The sequence below is a fragment of the Spirulina sp. CCNP1310 genome, assembly GCF_034932185.1.
Classification (GTDB): Bacteria; Cyanobacteriota; Cyanobacteriia; order Cyanobacteriales; family Spirulinaceae; genus Spirulina.
In genome coordinates, this window is the sequence record NZ_JAYGHW010000094.1 from 1 (window position 1) to 16,802 (window position 16,802).

Consider the following 16,802-nt stretch of genomic DNA (forward strand, 5'->3'; position numbering starts at 1 on the left):
GTGTAGCAACCTGCGCTTTAGGAGGGGGAGGGGGAGCAGCAACCTTGGCCCGTTGGGAGGGCGGCGGGGGGGCGGGGACTTGTGCGGCTTTGGGGGGAGCTTTAGGGGGTGGGGGGGGTGCGGCTACTTTAGTTTTCGGCGGGGCGGTTTTCGCTGCTGCGGGCGCACCATCACGGGGGAGGGCGGCACGATGGACAGCTTGCTTAATGGCGTTTTGAAATTGTTTGCGGTTAAAGGGTTTATGGATAATCGCAAAATAGCGGGGTTCGGGCAAAACTTTGCTAACGGGATCATGGGCTTCTGCCACTAAAACCATGGGAATTTCCCGCAGTTTGGGGTGTTCCTGAGCTTTGCTGAGGATTTTCCAGCCACTCACTTGAGGGAGATTGAATTTCAGCACCATCAGGCGCAAATTTTTCACCTCATCTTTAATCACGGTGAGGGCAGCTTTCCCGTCCATGACTTCGATAAGGCTAAAATTTCCACCGGGAAGCATCCCGCGTAGCTCTCCGAGGCTCACGGGGTCGTCATCGAGGAGTAGCACTTTATGATCCGCCATTATTCGCCCTGATCGCTATGGCAAAAGTGTACCGAATTTCTGAACCCCTCGCTAGGGAAATTGTGATTCTGCGGGTGAGTGATCCCCCAGGAAAATCCTGATTTGGGAGGAGATTTGAGCAACAACCTCATTCGTCGCTAAAATTCTGATCAAAATCCTGATCAATGTATGGGGAACGTTCCAAGATGGCAAAGGTAGAGTATTGGATCCGGCGGCTAGGGAGGCGATCGCTCTCTTTAGCCCTTTTCGTCACCTTGGGGGGATGCCAACAGGCCGCCCCCTTGTTTCAGCAAGTTTTACCGATCGCGCCCCCACCGCAACGCCCCGCCCCTCTCCCCCAAGACCCCCAAATTCAGGTTTACATGAACCAAAACCTGGCCCAAGGGGCGGATTACCGCGATCCCTATCGCGAGATCGAGCGGCCTGGGGATGATCTTGAAGCGGTGATTTTAAGCCAGATTAACGGGGCAAAAACCAGTATTGATCTGGCGGTGCAGGAATTGCGCTTACCCGGTATTGCCCAGGCTTTGGTGGCGAAACAGCAAGCGGGGGTTAAGGTGCGGGTGGTGATTGAGAATAGCTACCATCGCTATTGGCATGAGAGTGATTCCGGCAGTTCGAGTTCTAGTGATTTTCAGCGGGAAGTATTGGCTTTTGTGGATACCGATGGAGATGGGCAGGTGAGCGCGGCGGAATTGGCGGTTAGGGATGCGATCGCCATTCTTCGTAATGGTCGCGTTCCCCTCCTCGATGACACCGCCGACGGCAGCAGGGGATCGGGGCTGATGCACCATAAATTCATGATCATTGATGGGGCAGTGGTGGTGACGGGTTCAGCAAATTTCACCCTCAGCGATGTCCATGGCGATGTGACAGAACCGGAAAGCCGGGGTAATGCCAATAATTTACTCGTAGTGAGCGATCGCCCCCTCGCCCAAGCCTTCACTGAAGAATTTAACCTGATGTGGGGGGATGGCCCTGGTGGCCGCCCAGATAGCCGGTTTGGGTTGCAAAAACCCCGCCGGTTGCCCCAAATGTTGCAAATCGGCAACTCCCGCGTCACGCTCAATTTTTCCCCCACCTCCCCCACCCGCCCCTGGGCCGAAAGCGGCAACGGCGTGATTGCCCTCGCTCTCCAATCCACCCAGCAGCGGGCAGATCTTGCCCTCTTTGTTTTTTCCGATCAGGGTTTAGGAAATACCCTCGGCAATCGTCACGCCCAAGGGGTGAAGCTCCGGGTTTTAATCGATCCCAGTTTTGCCTTTCGTTATTTCAGCGAAGGCTTAGATTTATTGGGGGTAGAAATACGCGAACAATGTCGCCTTGACCCCGATAATCGCCCTTGGCCCAACCCCATCGACACGGTGGGCGTTCCCAACCTACCACCAGGGGATAAGCTCCATCACAAGTTTGGGGTGGTGGATCAGCGGTTAGTGATTACCGGCTCTCACAATTGGTCAGCGGCGGCTAACCATACCAATGATGAGACAGTGTTAGTGATTGAAAATCCGGTGGTGGCGGCCCATTATGACCGGGAATTTGAGCGGCTTTATGGCGATGCTAGGTTAGGGTTAACATCCAAAACCAAGGAAAAAATTGCGGAAAATATTAAAACCTGTGGACGATGAGTTTTAGGAGTGAACGGTGCGTCAGACCTGTTAATTTATGATCAAAAAGAGCAGCATAACGGCTAACGCACCATTGACGACGCACCATTGATTATGGTGCAACCTGCGCAATATTAGTTCTTTAGAATCGATATTCATAGGACTGAATGGACTTGAGTGGGGGCTAGTAATGTTTCATGATTGGAAGGGATCAGGATGGGTAATTCAATTTCCATGGTTGTGCCTTGGCCTGGGGTGGAATAGCAACGGAGTTGGCCATGGTGTTTATCGACGATGATTTGATAGCTGATCGATAACCCTAAGCCTGTGCCTTTATTGATCGGCTTGGTGGTGAAAAAGGCATCAAAAATTTTGCCCTGTATGGCTTCATCAATACCCGGCCCATTGTCAGCAATCACAATGCAGATGCGATCGCCCCCGATCCGCTTGGTTTGGATCCGAATTTGCGGGGGATGATCCGGCGGGATTAGGTGATGGGCGATCGCCTCATCGAGGGCATCCAGGGAATTGCTCAAGATATTCATAAAGACCTGATTTAATTGGCTGGGATAACATTCCACTAAGGGCAAATCACCATAGTCTTTCTCAACGGTAAATTCCACCGTTCCCGCCTTCGCCTTAAAGCGATTATGCAAAATTAATAACGTACTTTCTAGCCCTTCATGAATATCCACTGCTTTGGTTTCTGATTCATCGAGCCGCGAAAAATTGCGCAACGACAGGACGAGATCACGAATCCGCTGGGTTCCCACGGTCATCGATTGCAGTAAACGGGGTAAATCAGCCCGGAGGAAATCAAGATCTATCTCTTCAATACGCTCCTTCACTTGAGCCGAAAGCTGGGGATTTTCTGCCCTTAATAAATCTACTAATGCTAACAAATCATGAATATAGTCTTGAGCGGGTTTTAAATTACCATAAATAAAATTAACCGGATTATTGATTTCATGGGCAATCCCCGCCACTAACTGCCCTAAAGAGGACATTTTTTCACCATGAACTAATTGCACCTGTGTATTTTTCAAGTCTTCCAAGGCTTGATGCAGAGCCGCTGTGCGTGCGGCCACCTGTTGTTCTAAATTCTTTTTCAAATGATGCAGTTGCAAATGAACATTCATCCGCGCCAATACTTCTTCATGTTGAATCGGCTTCGTAATATAGTCCACCGCCCCTAAATGCAATCCCTTAATCCGATTCACGGGATCTGAGAGGGCCGTCATGAAAATAATCGGAATATCCCCCGTCCCTGGCATGGCTTTAATCTGCTGACAGGTTTCAAAGCCATCTATCCCCCCCGGCATCATCACATCCAGGAGGATCAGGTCGGGAATATGGCGCTGCAAACATTTGAGGGCAGCTTCACCACTTTTGGCGATCGCCACCTGATAACCGGATTTATCCAACAGATCAAACAAAACTTGAATATTGGTCGGGGTATCATCCACCACCAGAATTGTGCTTGTGGGGGGCATCTCAGCCGCAATGATTAACTCAGACATAGGGTTCTAACCACTCCGTAATTGCTTCAAAATCAAAGGTATTCGCCATCTCCAGCAACCGATCCGCAAAGGGGACATAGGTTGATGAATGGAGTTTTAACTGTTGGGCTAAATGGCGCAGTTTTGTCACTAATCCCCCCTCAGCGGCTTGGTGTAAGGCTTGAAGATAGTCCAACGCCGGTAAAACCATTGCCCCAGGTAATGTAGCGGGCAAGTCTTCACCCGTTTCTGATTCTGGATAGCACCATGTTAGCGTGAGATGATCTTGCAGGGCAGTTAATAACTGATCAATGCTGACGGGTTTCGGCACAAACCTGTTGCAGCCGACCATAAAACTACGTTGGCGATCGGGCAAGGAAAGACTGGCAGAGCAGGCAATAATCGGTGTTTTCGCAAATTGGGGATCTTGGCGGAGGCGGCGGGTCATTTCTAAACCATCGAGTTCTGGCATCACCATATCGGTAATAATCAAATCTGGGGAGGATTGCATTGCCTGCTTTAACCCCTCCAAGCCATTTCTAGCCTCGATAACTGTAAATCCGAGGGGTTCTAAGATCCCCCGGATCACTGCCCGATTTTCAATGTAATCATCCACCACCAACACCGAGCGGCGCGGCCCTAAATACCCCACCACCGGCGGTTTAGGGGGCTGTTCTTCTAGGGCGATCGCCGCCTCTGCCACCGGAACATTCAAGTCAAAGCGAAAACAACTCCCCCGCCCCACTTGGCTTTCTACTTCAATTGCACTCCCCATGAGTTGAATGATTTGATGGGTAATGGCTAACCCTAATCCTGTGCCTTGTTCTTTCTGACTGTGATGGCCCACCTGTTCAAAGGGGAGAAAAATACTCTTAATTTTTTCCGGTGGAATCCCAGGGCCGGTATCTTGGATGGAAAAGTGAATACGAGCAGTTTTATTTTCACGGTTAACGGGATCTGCCAAGTTGACCCGAAATGTTACCACCCCCTGCTGGGTAAATTTCACCGCATTACTTAATAGATTTAACAACACCTGTCGCAGTCGTTTTTGATCGGCACAAATCACTAAAGGTAAATTAGGAGCGGGTTCAAAAATGAATTGCACACCTTTTTGTTCGGCTTTAATCCGACACATTTCCGCAGTGGTGGCTAAAAAGTTGGGAAGTTGCACCTCTTCGGGATACAGTTCAACGCGGCGGGCTTCAATTTTGGCCAGATCTAAGACATCACTAATCAACGTCAAGAGGTGCGTGCCACAGCGTTGAATAATTTGCACGCCTTGGATTTGTTGGCCGCTGAGGGTGGCATCTCGTTCGAGGATTTGGGCATAGCCGAGGATGCCATTGAGGGGGGTGCGGAGTTCGTGGTTCATGTTGGCGAGAAACTCGCTTTTGGCGTTGTTGGCGACTTCGGCGGCTTCTTTGGCCTGTTGGAGTTCAATGGCGCGGGCGGCTTGTTCGGCGAGGAGGGTTTGGACGCGATGGATCAGGTCGTTAAAGGATTGGGTAAGCTGGCCGATTTCGGCGTGGTCGGTTTGGGGGATTTGGCGATCAAAGTTGCTGTCTTGGGTGATTTGGCGGGCGATGTGGGTGACGTTTTGGAGGGGACGGGCGATCGCCCGACTCGTAAACACCGCCAAGGCGATCGCCACTCCGATGGAAACTGTTATACTCAGGGCAATAATCTGCATCCGCAAATTGCGGGCTTGCTTAAATTCTACCTGAGCCTGTTGGTATTGCTCATCCGCTGTGCGGGTGACTTGCAATAACTGCTCTGCCAATCGTTCAAACTGAATCACGAGCCGCAGTGTATCCCCGGTTGTGGTGAGGGTAAACACCTCTTGGCGGGCGGTTTGAAAATCGGGGCTATTGCGCACCACTTGGGCGGGGTTTACGGTTTCCCAAACGTTTTCCATTTGCCGCTCATAGGCTTCTGCGGTGGCCCGATAGTCCTGGGCTAGGGTTTGAAAGGTGTCATCATCGGCGGCGATATTGAGGTGAGTTTGGGATGCAAACCCTTTGAGGTCGTCACTGAGGGCCAGCACTTCTTTCACATCTTCTTCTAGGCGTTTGCGTTCGTATTGGATCCAGACTGAATTGCCCAAAACCGCTAATAACCGTTGGGGATGATCCTGTACTTCTAGGACGGCTTTTTCTAGCTGGGTGAGTAGGAGTTGTTGTTCTGTAGCGAGGGTGAGTTGTTCTAGGGCTTGCCGTTCTAGCCTTTCCCCAAGGATTAAGCCCGTGGTTACGCCAATGGTCGCGACTCCCAAGGTGAAGAGAAAACTAAGGCTGATCTTGGGAGCAATCCCTAAGGACTGGATGGCTGGGGCGATGCGGGTTGGGAAGGAGAAGAAGGGCATGAATTCAGGTTAAAAAAGAGCAAGGCTACTGGATAAATTCGCCCTGGCCAATGGCACGGTAGGCATCACGGATGGAGTCATAATCACTATCTTCAACGCTGGTTAGGGTGGAGCCGACATATTTGGCATGGTGGAGGGCGATCGCCTCTGTTAATGCTTCCTCATGGGCGAGCATCCGCTCTTTAATCACCGTGATCCATTCTGGCCGCAGGCTACTACTGGCGAGAAAAATATCATTGGGCAAGAGGGGGCCCTCTTCTAAAATCGGAAAGGCAGCGGCATCTCCTCCACTCAGGGCTTCATAGTCTGTTGCTGACCCGCCCCAGGCATCGACGGTTCCCTGTTGGAGTGCGGCAATACTACCATCATCCCCCAACATTTCCAGTTTGACATCGTTTTGGGGATCTAACCCTGCGGCGATAATCATCGCTACGGGGCCAAGATGGCCACTGGTGGAGCCAATATCAGAAAGGGCGATCGTTTTGCCTTTGAGGTTAGCGAGGGAGGTGATGGGTTTACCGGCTTTGGTGGCTAAAACGGAGCGGTAGTTGGGTCGCGTAATGCCCACGACGGGGACAGCATTACTGCGTGTGCGGATAACGACATATTCTGACGGCCCGGCTAAGGCTAGATCGATATCACCGGATTTAATGAGGACTGCTGCTGCGTTTTGATTTTCAACGGCGACGAATTCGACTTCGGTTTCGAGGGCTGCTGCTAAAGCCAGACGTAATTCTGAAAATTTTTCCTCTAGGGGTTCGATGCCGGTTTCATCGGTGACGCTGAAGCGAATCACCGCCGGGAGGGGGGGATTGTCGGCATTTTGGGAAACTTGAGCGCCGGTACAGCCGGCTAAGAAGAGGGCAAAAAATCCTAAAAACTGTCGTCGTTGCATGGTTTTGGCAGGATGAAGAAGTGGCTCAACATCATGAGTAGCGGCTGACCCTGTGGCCTTTAGGGTATTGAATCAGGGTTAACAGGAAATTAAGGGTTGAAAATTCTTAACTGTGGCTTTAGGCAGGGGGGAATATGGGGGGTTTAGAATGGTTGAAGATTTTGGTGGTGATGCCATGATGGATCGGGCGCTGGCTTGTCGGTTGGGGACGTTTGGGGCGGCGGTGGTGGTGGGGACGGCGGCGAGTGCGATCGCCGCTGCTAGTTTGGCCCCCGCACTTCCCCTGTTAATCGCAGGGACAGCAGGAACCGCTCTTGCGTCGGTGGCGGCGGGGCTGTTTGCCAATGATTTGGGGGGGATTGATGCTCTAGGTGATCCGGATTTACGCAATGGGCATTTAACGCAGGCGGTGGGGGAGGCGATCGCCCTTGTGATTGAGGATGTAGCGAAAAACCAGGAGGGGCGATCGCGCCTGGCCCTGGAGGCATTAGCCCAAAATGCTCGTCAAAACTGGCCCAACATTGTTAAAGAAATTCTAGGCGATCGCACTCCAGCGGGGCTATTTGAGGAACGTTTAGCGGCGAATTACTTTGCAACGGCGGCGGAGCGGTCTAGCGAGGTGAAGGCGTTGGAGCGTTGGGAAGATTGGCGGCTGGTGATTGATGGGTTGCGGCCAGGGGCGCGGCGTTGGTTGCGACAGTCGTTAGGGGGGCGATTGCGGCGGTGGCGTGCCGGTGGGGTGTATCCCTTGGGGGCGTTGGATCAGGGTTTGGTGGATGTGGTGGCGCAGGCTTTACATGAGCAGTTCCCGAAGGCGATCCGGGAGGTGTTGAAGCGGGATTTTGCGGCGGGAAAAGAGGCGTTTGCGGGGATGGTGTTTGATCTGTTGGGGAATGTAAAGGCGGGTCAGCAGGATTTGGCGAAACAGTTGGCGGAATGGCGGGCGGTTACGCCTTCTCTGTCTCAGGCATTGGCGGAGCAGTTGACGGCAGATTTGCAACGGTTAGAGGGGGTGGTGATTGAGCAGGGGATAGAAACCCGCAACACCGTAACCGAGGAGGGTGGAAAAACCCGCGACACCGTAACCCAAGAAGCGGATCGCATCATCTCAGAACTGAAACAACCACTCCCCACTCCCCACTCCCCACTTCCCCCTCCCACCAACCTCCCCCAATATCGTCGCACCGTCCCCAAGTTCGTCGGGCGGGATGTGGCGATGGATGAATTAACGGCGTTGGTGCAGGAATGCGAGACGGTGGCCATTGCGGCGGCGGTGTCCGGGATGGGGGGATTGGGTAAAACGGAGTTGGCTTGGCAGTGGGCGAATCGGGAATATGAGGCGGGGAATTTTCCCGGTGGGGTGGTGTGGTTGGATTTGGCGGCGGGGAATCCGGGGGAGCAGTTGGTGCTGTTTTATCAGACGGAGTTTAAGGTTGAAATTCCTGCTGAGTTAACGGAGGTTGGCCAGCGGGTGGACTATTGTTGGCGGCATTGGTTGCGGCCGGGGGCGGTGTTGGTGGTGTTGGATGATGTGGTGCGGGAGCGGGATGGGGCGAAGTTGGCGATGTTTGGGCCGGGGGGGGTGTTTCGGGTGTTGTGGACGACGCGGGAGGAATGGTCAGGGGTGAAGCGGTATCCGTTGGATCAGCTTTCGGATGGGGCGGCGCGGGAGTTGTTGGCGAGTTATATTGACGCGGCGCGGTTGGATGCGGAACCGGAGGCGGTGGCGGGGGTGTTGCGGTGGTTTGGGGGGTCGCCGTTGGGGTTGGAGTTGGCGGGGCGATATTTGGCGCTCTACCGACCGCTCAAACTGGCGAACTATCTGAAGAGTTTAACCCTCACCCACCAATCCCTAACGAAGGAGAAGCGCGAAGAGATGGGCTATCCCCACGGGCTGGAGGCGGCGTTGGCGTTGAGTTGGGAGCGGTTGGAGTCGGCGGCGGCGCGGCGGTTGGCGTTGCGGTGGGGGCTGTATGGGGCGGCTCCGATTCCGCTGACGGAGGCGGAGCAAGTGGACGGATTGGAGCCGTTGGTGGCGTTGATGAATTTGAGTTTGGTGGAGCAGGAGGGGGACGCGGTGCGGTTGCATCCGTTGGTGCGACAGTTTGTTCGTTCGCGTCTGGGTGTGGAGTTGACCCCGGAGGAGGGGGAGGTGTTGAAGCGAGAGGTGGCGGGCGCGATCGTAGCTCAGGGGCGACAGATTCCGGATGTGTTCACTATGGCGCAAGCGCGGGACTATGCCCCCTGGATTCCCCAATTGGAGGAGGTGGCGGGAGAGTTGTTGCCCTGGGTTGTGGATGAGGATGCTATATGGCCATTCATCAGTATTGCCCGATATTACCAAGGGCAAGGACTATATGAAACAGCCGAACCATGGAGGATTCAATGTGTTGAGATTGCACGGAAATTCTTGGGAGATCAAGATTCGGACACAGCAGGTGTAATTAACAGCTTAGCTTTGCTATATCGATTGCAAGGTAAGTATGAAAAAGCAGAAGCTCTGATTAATGAAGCCCTATCCATAATTAGCGAAAAATCACCTTCTAATCATCCCCACTTGGTTTATTTTCTCAGGAATTTAGGAGGATTATATCAGTTGCAAGGTAAGTATGAAAAAGCCGACCCTCTTTATTTTAAGGTCTTATCTATTGATCGTGAAAGTCAGTCACTTGATTCTGCTGCTTTAGCAAGTAGCCTCAATAATCTGGCAAATTTGTATCGATTACAGGAAAGATATGATGAAGCAACAGTTCTTTTTGAAGAAGCTCTTTCAATTCATCGCATTAGTCTAACTCCAAAAAATTCTAGTTTAGGTATGTGTCTTGTTAACTTTGCCCAATGTCAAGGAAAGCAGGGAAACCATGAAAGCGCTGAATCAAAAATGTTAGAGGGTATAGAAATATTATGTGATTCATTGAGCTTTGACCATCCAAAATTCCAAGAGAAGTTTCAGGAATGTATCAACTTCTACCGCACCGCCCTCGCCGCCGGACTCCCCGACACCCGCCTGCAAGCCCATCCCCTCGGCGACACGATCCGCTCTCGGTTGTAGTTTTTCCCATCCATCCCCATCATGAACAGTTTCACCATCACCTACCACGACACCCTCCCCGATGCCCTTCAAGTCAATCGCGATCGCTTTGAAGAAGAAGCACGGTGGGCAATGGCCGTCAAACTCTTTGAATTGGGGCGATTATCCTCCGGTTTAGCTGCAAGCTTAATCCCGTGCGATCGCGTTACCTTTTTGCTCAAACTTGCTGATTATGGCGTTGCCGCGATCGACCTTGACGAAGACGAATTAATTGCAGATCTTGATCATGCTTAACACCCTGCGCAAAACCATTGTCACCAATACCTCGCCACTCATTGCCATTGTTGCAGCGACAGGTGATCTAACCTTGCTTAAAAACTTACAATTGCAAACCATTGTTCCCTGTGAAGTAGCCCAAGAAATTCGTTGCGGTGGAGGCGATCGCCTAGGAACTCAAGCCTTTAATCAAGCGACTTGGTTAGAGATACAATCTGAACCGATCAATATTGCCCCTTATCTTCTCAATACCCTGGATCGCGGCGAAGCTTCCGTTATTCAAACTGCACTCAATCGTCAAATTGAAACTGTGTGTATTGATGAAAAAGTCGGGCGACGAGTTGCCCGCCTCAGTCAACTACAACTCACGGGTAGTATTGGTTTACTGCTCAAAGTCAAAGAAAATGGTCAACTAGATTCAATAGCAAACGCGATCCAGAGAATGCAACAATCAGGCATTCGTTTAAGTGAGCGTGTGATTCATTTTGCAATGGTGCGATCGGGAGAAATGCAGCAATGAGCTTTTACAAACGGCTTGAAAACCCAGTGCGATCGCCTAAATGTGGGCGCAAGCATTGCGCCCCTACAGAACAATCGCCGTAGGGGCGCAACGCTTGCGCCCTCCGATCCGCTTTTTTCGTAAAGTTTAGAGCTTTCCACGCATGGCCTTTTTCATATCCTGCACCGCCCGCTCCATCCCCACCAAAGCGGCCCGGCTGATAATCGTGTGGCCAATGTTCAATTCTTCCATGTGGGGAATTGTGGCAACGGGGTAAACGTTTTGGTAGGTGAGGCCATGGCCCGCATTGACCCGCAACCCCAAACGGTGGGCCAAGATCGCCCCTTCCGTGAGGATCGCCAATTCTCCGGCCCTTGCCGCTTCCCCTTCAGCGTTGGCATAGGTTCCGGTGTGGAGTTCGATAAATTGCGCTCCGGTTTGGGATGCGGCTTCGATTTGGGGGGCATCGGCATCAATGAACCAACTGACGGGAATGCCGGCCCCTTGGAGGCGATCCACTACAGAGCGATAGCGATCGCCATCCGCCAAAAGGTTTAACCCCCCCTCAGTGGTGATTTCTTCGCGTTTTTCGGGAACGAGGGTGACATAATCGGGTTTGATATCGAGGGCGATCGCCACCATCTCATCGGTAGCGGCCATTTCCAAATTCAAATGGGTCTGCACGGTTTCCCGCAACACCCGAATATCGCGGTCTTGAATATGGCGACGGTCTTCCCGCAAATGGGCGGTAATCCCATCGGCCCCCGCCAATTCCGCCAAAAATGCCGCCGCCACCGGCTCCGGCTCGACGGTCTGCCGCGCTTGGCGAATCGTTGCCACATGATCAATATTTACACCCAGAGTTGCCACAGTATTCTCTCCACAGATCCGGGAAATCATCCTACTACGAATCGTGGGCTGTCTCTCACTCCCCATCGCTTCGGGCCAATTCACCACCAGCCCCCGCGTCCTTAAAATCTAAAGGATTTGGGATGAGATGTAACATTTTATTCAAGATTTAGCTTTGTTTGTAAATTTTTGATGTGCAGATCGCTTGTCTTGACAAAGTGATCAAAAAATGTGTGTTATCTTTAGGCGGTGTTGGTTTGTCAAACTTCCGCGAAAATTATGAGCATGAAAATCTATCACACCTGCGCTGGCTTCCTCGCCGCTTGCCTTTGCTCCTTGAGTGCTGCGCCCACGTTAACCTAGTGTCCACCTGACATAGAGTTAAAAATTGCTCATTGTGGCATCTTCTTAATAATTGTTATCAAATGTAAAAAGATAATGAAAAAATATTTTCTTGATGAACAAAAAAGGCAAACAACTAAGAAATTATATCAACTAAATACTCTAAACATAATATTTTTAGGAGGACTACATCGTTTCCACATAGGACACAATAACCTATTGAGTTTTTTGTACTTATTAACGTGTGGGTTTGGAGGATTTGGTGCAGTCTTAGATTTAAGATGTATGCCTAATTTGGCAAAGAAAAAAATCCAGCCAACGCAAGAACACAATACTGCAATTCCAAAAGTGTGGCAGGGCTGTATGTTAGAATTTTCAGCAAGGTCTACTATTCAATCTCAAGTAAAAAATATAGAAACGTGCGTTCTGTCTATTGATTTTGAAAAGCAGCGAACCAAAAGAATTCTAAGACAGGTTGACAATAAAATACTGTCGTTGATAGAAGGTACTGCTGGTTTTTTTACATCAGCCTTGATCACAATTCTGGGTTCAAGTATTAAAGCTATGCTGACTGGAGACTTCGATTGGAGTATGGGATTCAGCATTGACAGTTTTCAGGACATTCAATACATTGCCGAATGTACAAAAAGTGGTGTTGAAGGATGGAGTACGTCAACGCTATCGCGTCAGCAAAAAGTTAACTATCTCGTTCTGGCAATCAAAAATCTTGAAGAGTTAAAAAAAAGCTATTGCCAACTAATTGATCTTGGCAGAAAGGCACAAATGTCCGACACATTTTTAAATGAAATAAAAAATAAAGAAAAACAATATATGGCATTTTGCCAAAAAATTCTAGGTAGGAATCAAAATATTCGAGATTTCATAACTATAGCTTGTTTCATTTTGTTGGCATTTGTTTACATTAAAATCATATTTTTTTCTTTGTTTTATTTTTGGATTCTCTTTTTTGTTGCATTACCTGTGGCCTCTCTCTTGTGTGTTTATCTTGATCACAATGCAAAAATCACTCTTTCTAAGATGCAAGAAGAAAATGAAATTGTAGTGATTTGGAAGAAAATTTATGAAATACAAAAAACCTTGACACAAATGCAATTTATTTCTGTTATCAAGAAGTTTGAAAACGATCTAAACTTGAAGTAATTTATCTCCTGTGATAATCTTCACTGAATCATCAAGAATTCTCATCATAATTCAAAAGAGTTATTTTTTGTCCCTAAATACTTCAGAAGTTAATAATGAACAGTTTCACCATGATCTACCACGACACCCTTCCCGATGCCCGCCAAATCGACTGCTTAATCTTGTGCGGGATGCTCACCCACCTGTGCCAAAACTCGACGCAGATTCACAACACTATCTCGATTTCTGGCGGGGTTAACATTGCGTATAAACTCTGAAAATCCACTTGACGCAATTGAGCTAAAGTGGCGATCGCCCCCACCCTTTCCGCATTCCACGCTTCCAACAAATCGCTATAGGTGAGAAATTCTTGATAGGCTCGGTCATCTAAAGTCTCAGTTGCTAATTGTTCCTGGAGTTTTTGCCATCGTGCCTGCTGCGAATCCGGTAAACGGCGTTGAATAATACTTAATAATTCCACTTCTTGGGCAGCTTGATTTATCCGCTGCGTAAGGTCTTCCAGATATTGCATCGCATCAGCTAAAGCTGTTGCGGGGAGTTGTTCCACTAATTGATGAAGGTGTTGGCGAGAGACGGTAGCAGATTCCATGAGCCTAGACGTAATCTACAATGCAATTGATTTTAACCAATAACTGAGCCTCCCATCCAGTCAATCGGTTTCTGAACCCTTGGGAAGACAACTATCCCAACATGGTTCAGGATGAACAACTGAGAGCATGAGACCCCGAATTCCCACCACATCAGCCGGGAGATCATCCTCCTCGAATCACTCCGCCGCCGGCCAATCCACCGCCAGCACCACCGGAAATTCCGTCAAAAACTCCCGGTCTTCCGTAATGTGGGGAATCTTTAATTGAGAATCAAACATTCCTCGCCGGATCTGCCGTTGGCGCACCTGCACAAAACTCCCCGGCGCTAACACCCGTAAACAAGGGGGCGGCACTTGGCTCGATCGCACCGTGCCATAGGGTTGATTAACCTGAATGAGCCAATATTCAAACCGCTGTAAAAAGGCTTGGGGATCGCTGAGATCATGACCGGGGGCCAATTCAATATTGACCACATAACGGGCGGGAAACTCCCCATCGGAAAGCGTGATACAAAAATCATCCAGCTTAATGCCAAACTCCGCCTGAAGCTTTTCCATCACCTGGATCGTGTGAAATTCCGTCGTTTTTTCCGTCGTCGAAGACAGCAAACCCCCGTAGCGATGGCGAAACACAATCAAGGGGGCCTCATGGTAATAGCCCACCACCTCCACCACATCGCCAATATCGTAGCGATAGAGGCCGCTATAACTGGTGACGAGAACACGATAGCGATCGCCCACCGTTAACTCATGGGGTAACAACGTTTGCGGCTGCTCCTGACCCCATTGATCCGGCGGCATAAACTCAAAAAAACCGCTCTCAATGGCGAGAATTCCTGCATCACTGTCTAAATCCGGGCAAACGCTAAAACTCGCTTCCGCCGTCCCATAGATCCCCCCAAATACCGGCGTATCGCCAAAATAATCCGGAAAACGGCGCAGATAAAAATCAGAAGTTCCCCCCCGTGCCGTGGTGATATAGCTGAGGTGGGGCCAGGCCAGTTGCGGCGTGAGGCGGCCATTAGCTCTGTAAATGGCGGCTAACTCCTCCGCCCTTTGGGGATGGGGCCGCCAGCGTTTTTCTAACTGTTGGCGGATGAGGGGATCGAGGGTGAGCCAGGGGGCGATCGCCCCTGTTCGCAAATCACTAATCAACGCCTCGGCGTACTGCTCCAAATAAGCACAGGTACGCAGAATCAACATCGGGAAATTCGCCACCCAACCCCGCAATTGTGGGTTAGCCAAGCCAAACAGCAGGCAAATATAATGGCGGCTATCAATATCGCCAATTTCCAACGCCGCAAAAGGTTGACTAAACAGTTGATCCACCAAATGCTTCCCCTCGCGGATACTGCCAGCGGTGACGGGGCCGTAGGGAATCCCCGCCGGAGTGAGGCCCTGGAGTTGGGCGTTATTCGTGAGCAGAGCTTTACCAAAGGGGCGGCCCCGTTTTTCCAGACCCGCAATCATAAACCCAATACTGGCCAGATCCGCCCGCCGCAGAAATTTCTGATAACGAGCGGTGACGGGGACGCGCTTTTTATTCCCCGTTGAGCCGCTGGTGAGGTTGATATATTTCACCGGGTCGGGGTTGAGCACATTCTGCTCCCCTTGGGCGATGCGATCGGCGTAGGGTTCGTAAAAACTGTAATTGTAGATGGGGACTTGTTCGCGAAATTGGCCCACAGTTTGGATCTGCCCTAACCCGAATTTTTGCCCCAGTTCTGTGGATTGATGGGCTGTTAAATATTTCGTCAAAAAGGCCGTTTGGGTAGCCGCTACCTGATGCGTTTTACGGATCAGGCGGTGCTTGGCATAGGTGGTATAGGCAGCAATCAGCGAAAAGGTAAGACTATCAGCCATGGGATCTGTTCAGGGGCGTAAAAAATAGGTCTATCCTCTTCAGGAAAGACCCGTCGCAAGTCTATCAGGAAAGTTGCGCCTTAGTGGGAAGGGAGTGAGCCAATTGGGATAGCGATCGCTCCCTTCCGCCATCAACGACCCTACCAGCCTAAACTGGTTTCTCCTTGTGTCCCCCGTTGACAGGTGGAGCAGGCACAGCCCAAGCCCTCAATCAGGGCATCATCTTGGACAAATTGGCTATGGGGAGCCATGCCTTGAGTTTGGAGGGCAATTTGCGCCGGATGCAATGCGATCGCCTCTGGAGTAGCCACAGCGGGCTGGGCCACCAAAAGGGCAACAGTGAGGGAACCAGAGCAGCCGAGCAACGTCAAAATAGAACCTTGATTCATAATTTAGCGCAGGATAAACGATGTTACCCCCACTATAGCAATCTAAATTGGCTGGAGAGATTCAGATCAAAAACAGCCCATTGCGGGCCACCACAAGGCTGATGGAGCGGACTCAATAACGAAGAATGGATGAGGGGAAAAGACCAATAGCCCCATCTTTTACGCAAAGATAGGGCTATTTTTGGAAGGTAGATGCTTGAATGAATCAGTTCGACTATTCCTCGTAGGTTACTTCAACCAAAATATCTTCGAGCAACTCAATCGCGGCGACAAAATATTCATCGCTAACCTCTTCATCATCAACGCCATCGACGACAACATCACAGGCAAAATCTAAAGCATCTTCTTCTTCATCATTGAGATATAGCCCCATTTCCTCTAAATCGTCAAAAGATTTTTCGCACAACTCCATGATGTTATGGATCAAAGCATCCATTTCCTCGTCAGTTTGAGCTTGGGCAGGCAAAACAGTTCCAGTTGCCGCAACCGTTAAACCGATAGTGAAGGCCAGAAGCTTTTTGATCAACATAGGATTTTGGATTTTGTAAAGAACAAGCCCATTATGCGCTATTGCTTTTGCGATTGCCAAGGGGGTTTTTGATGTTTTTTAAACAGGGATAAAAGGACGGCTGAATATTGCTTTTGAGTTTTGTAGCGATTAATTCAAAAGCACTGCTATGCAGGACTCATTAACAATCCCCACAACCCAACCCATGGATAGAGGTACGGATTGGAGCGCGGCGATCTGGGATCAAAAGGATCACCCCCAAGGCACAATCCACCGTGAGGACGTTGCGATCGCCCCCCCGCTAATGCTTACAATGGAAGGCGATTCGCGTAAGCGTACCCATCACCCATGAGACTGAACGGATGCATTCTAC

Annotated in this window: 15 protein-coding genes; 6 read left to right on the forward strand and 9 right to left on the reverse strand. The window is 50.3% G+C overall.

Annotated elements, in window-relative coordinates; translation table 11 throughout:
- A partial coding sequence (locus tag VB712_RS17370) for a response regulator (RefSeq protein WP_323257017.1) occupies positions 1–559 on the reverse strand: 559 nt, incomplete at its 3' end.
- A 185-nt stretch (positions 560–744) separates the two neighbouring features.
- Here VB712_RS17370 and VB712_RS17375 point away from each other — a divergent pair.
- Complete coding sequence (locus VB712_RS17375; protein WP_323257019.1) at positions 745–2,187, forward strand: phospholipase D-like domain-containing protein; 1,443 nt, start codon at positions 745–747, stop codon at positions 2,185–2,187.
- Positions 2,188–2,321: 134 nt separating this feature from the next.
- Here VB712_RS17375 and VB712_RS17380 read toward each other — a convergent pair whose 3' ends face one another.
- The 3 genes from VB712_RS17380 to VB712_RS17390 are packed head-to-tail and all read right to left on the reverse strand — an operon-like array spanning position 2,322 to position 6,922.
- Positions 2,322–3,686, reverse strand: coding sequence for a response regulator (locus tag VB712_RS17380; protein WP_323257021.1), 1,365 nt, complete (start codon positions 3,684–3,686; stop codon positions 2,322–2,324).
- Positions 3,679–6,027, reverse strand: a complete 2,349-nt coding sequence (locus VB712_RS17385) for an ATP-binding protein (RefSeq protein ID WP_323257023.1) — start codon at positions 6,025–6,027, stop codon at positions 3,679–3,681. The genes VB712_RS17380 and VB712_RS17385 overlap by 8 nt, the downstream gene beginning before the upstream one ends.
- A gap of 25 nt (positions 6,028–6,052) precedes the next feature.
- A complete protein-coding gene (locus VB712_RS17390; RefSeq protein WP_323257025.1) occupies positions 6,053–6,922 on the reverse strand; it encodes a phosphate/phosphite/phosphonate ABC transporter substrate-binding protein in 870 nt (289 codons plus the stop codon).
- Positions 6,923–7,070: 148 nt separating this feature from the next.
- On the opposite strand from VB712_RS17390, the gene VB712_RS17395 reads away from it, so the two are divergent.
- Genes VB712_RS17395 through VB712_RS17405 form a run of 3 tightly spaced genes read left to right on the forward strand, consistent with a single transcriptional unit; the run spans position 7,071 to position 10,749 of the window.
- Positions 7,071–9,974 carry a tetratricopeptide repeat protein gene (locus tag VB712_RS17395; protein WP_323257027.1) on the forward strand — a complete coding sequence of 968 codons (2,904 nt, stop codon included), beginning with the start codon at positions 7,071–7,073 and terminating at the stop codon, positions 9,972–9,974.
- 21 nt (positions 9,975–9,995) lie between these two features.
- A complete protein-coding gene (locus VB712_RS17400; protein ID WP_323257029.1) occupies positions 9,996–10,247 on the forward strand; it encodes a UPF0175 family protein in 252 nt (83 codons plus the stop codon).
- Positions 10,240–10,749, forward strand: coding sequence for a DUF3368 domain-containing protein (locus VB712_RS17405; protein WP_323257031.1), 510 nt, complete (start codon positions 10,240–10,242; stop codon positions 10,747–10,749). The genes VB712_RS17400 and VB712_RS17405 overlap by 8 nt, the downstream gene beginning before the upstream one ends.
- A 126-nt stretch (positions 10,750–10,875) precedes the next feature.
- Here VB712_RS17405 and VB712_RS17410 read toward each other — a convergent pair whose 3' ends face one another.
- Positions 10,876–11,628: a pyridoxine 5'-phosphate synthase gene (locus VB712_RS17410; RefSeq protein ID WP_416236389.1), complete on the reverse strand. Its 753-nt coding sequence runs from the start codon at positions 11,626–11,628 to the stop codon at positions 10,876–10,878.
- Positions 11,629–12,015: 387 nt separating this feature from the next.
- Between VB712_RS17410 and VB712_RS17415 the strand changes: the two genes are divergently transcribed.
- The gene (locus VB712_RS17415) at positions 12,016–13,080 is read left to right on the forward strand and encodes a hypothetical protein (RefSeq protein ID WP_323257035.1); all 1,065 of its coding nucleotides are present in this window, start codon (positions 12,016–12,018) and stop codon (positions 13,078–13,080) included.
- 205 nt (positions 13,081–13,285) lie between these two features.
- Here VB712_RS17415 and VB712_RS17420 read toward each other — a convergent pair whose 3' ends face one another.
- The 4 genes from VB712_RS17420 to VB712_RS17435 form a co-directional block, all read right to left on the reverse strand.
- On the reverse strand, positions 13,286–13,669 hold the full coding sequence (locus VB712_RS17420; RefSeq protein WP_323257037.1) for a hypothetical protein: 384 nt from the start codon (positions 13,667–13,669) through the stop codon (positions 13,286–13,288).
- Between the two features lie 177 nt (positions 13,670–13,846).
- A complete protein-coding gene (locus tag VB712_RS17425) occupies positions 13,847–15,532 on the reverse strand; it encodes a GH3 auxin-responsive promoter family protein (RefSeq protein ID WP_323257039.1) in 1,686 nt (561 codons plus the stop codon).
- A 140-nt stretch (positions 15,533–15,672) separates the two neighbouring features.
- Entirely contained in the window at positions 15,673–15,921 is a 249-nt protein-coding gene (locus tag VB712_RS17430; RefSeq protein WP_323257041.1) for a hypothetical protein, read from the reverse strand.
- A gap of 214 nt (positions 15,922–16,135) precedes the next feature.
- Positions 16,136–16,510: a hypothetical protein gene (locus tag VB712_RS17435; protein ID WP_323257044.1), complete on the reverse strand. Its 375-nt coding sequence runs from the start codon at positions 16,508–16,510 to the stop codon at positions 16,136–16,138.
- 88 nt (positions 16,511–16,598) lie between these two features.
- Between VB712_RS17435 and VB712_RS17440 the strand changes: the two genes are divergently transcribed.
- The gene (locus tag VB712_RS17440; RefSeq protein WP_323257046.1) at positions 16,599–16,781 is read left to right on the forward strand and encodes a hypothetical protein; all 183 of its coding nucleotides are present in this window, start codon (positions 16,599–16,601) and stop codon (positions 16,779–16,781) included.
- The last annotated feature ends 21 nt before the right edge of the window (positions 16,782–16,802 follow it).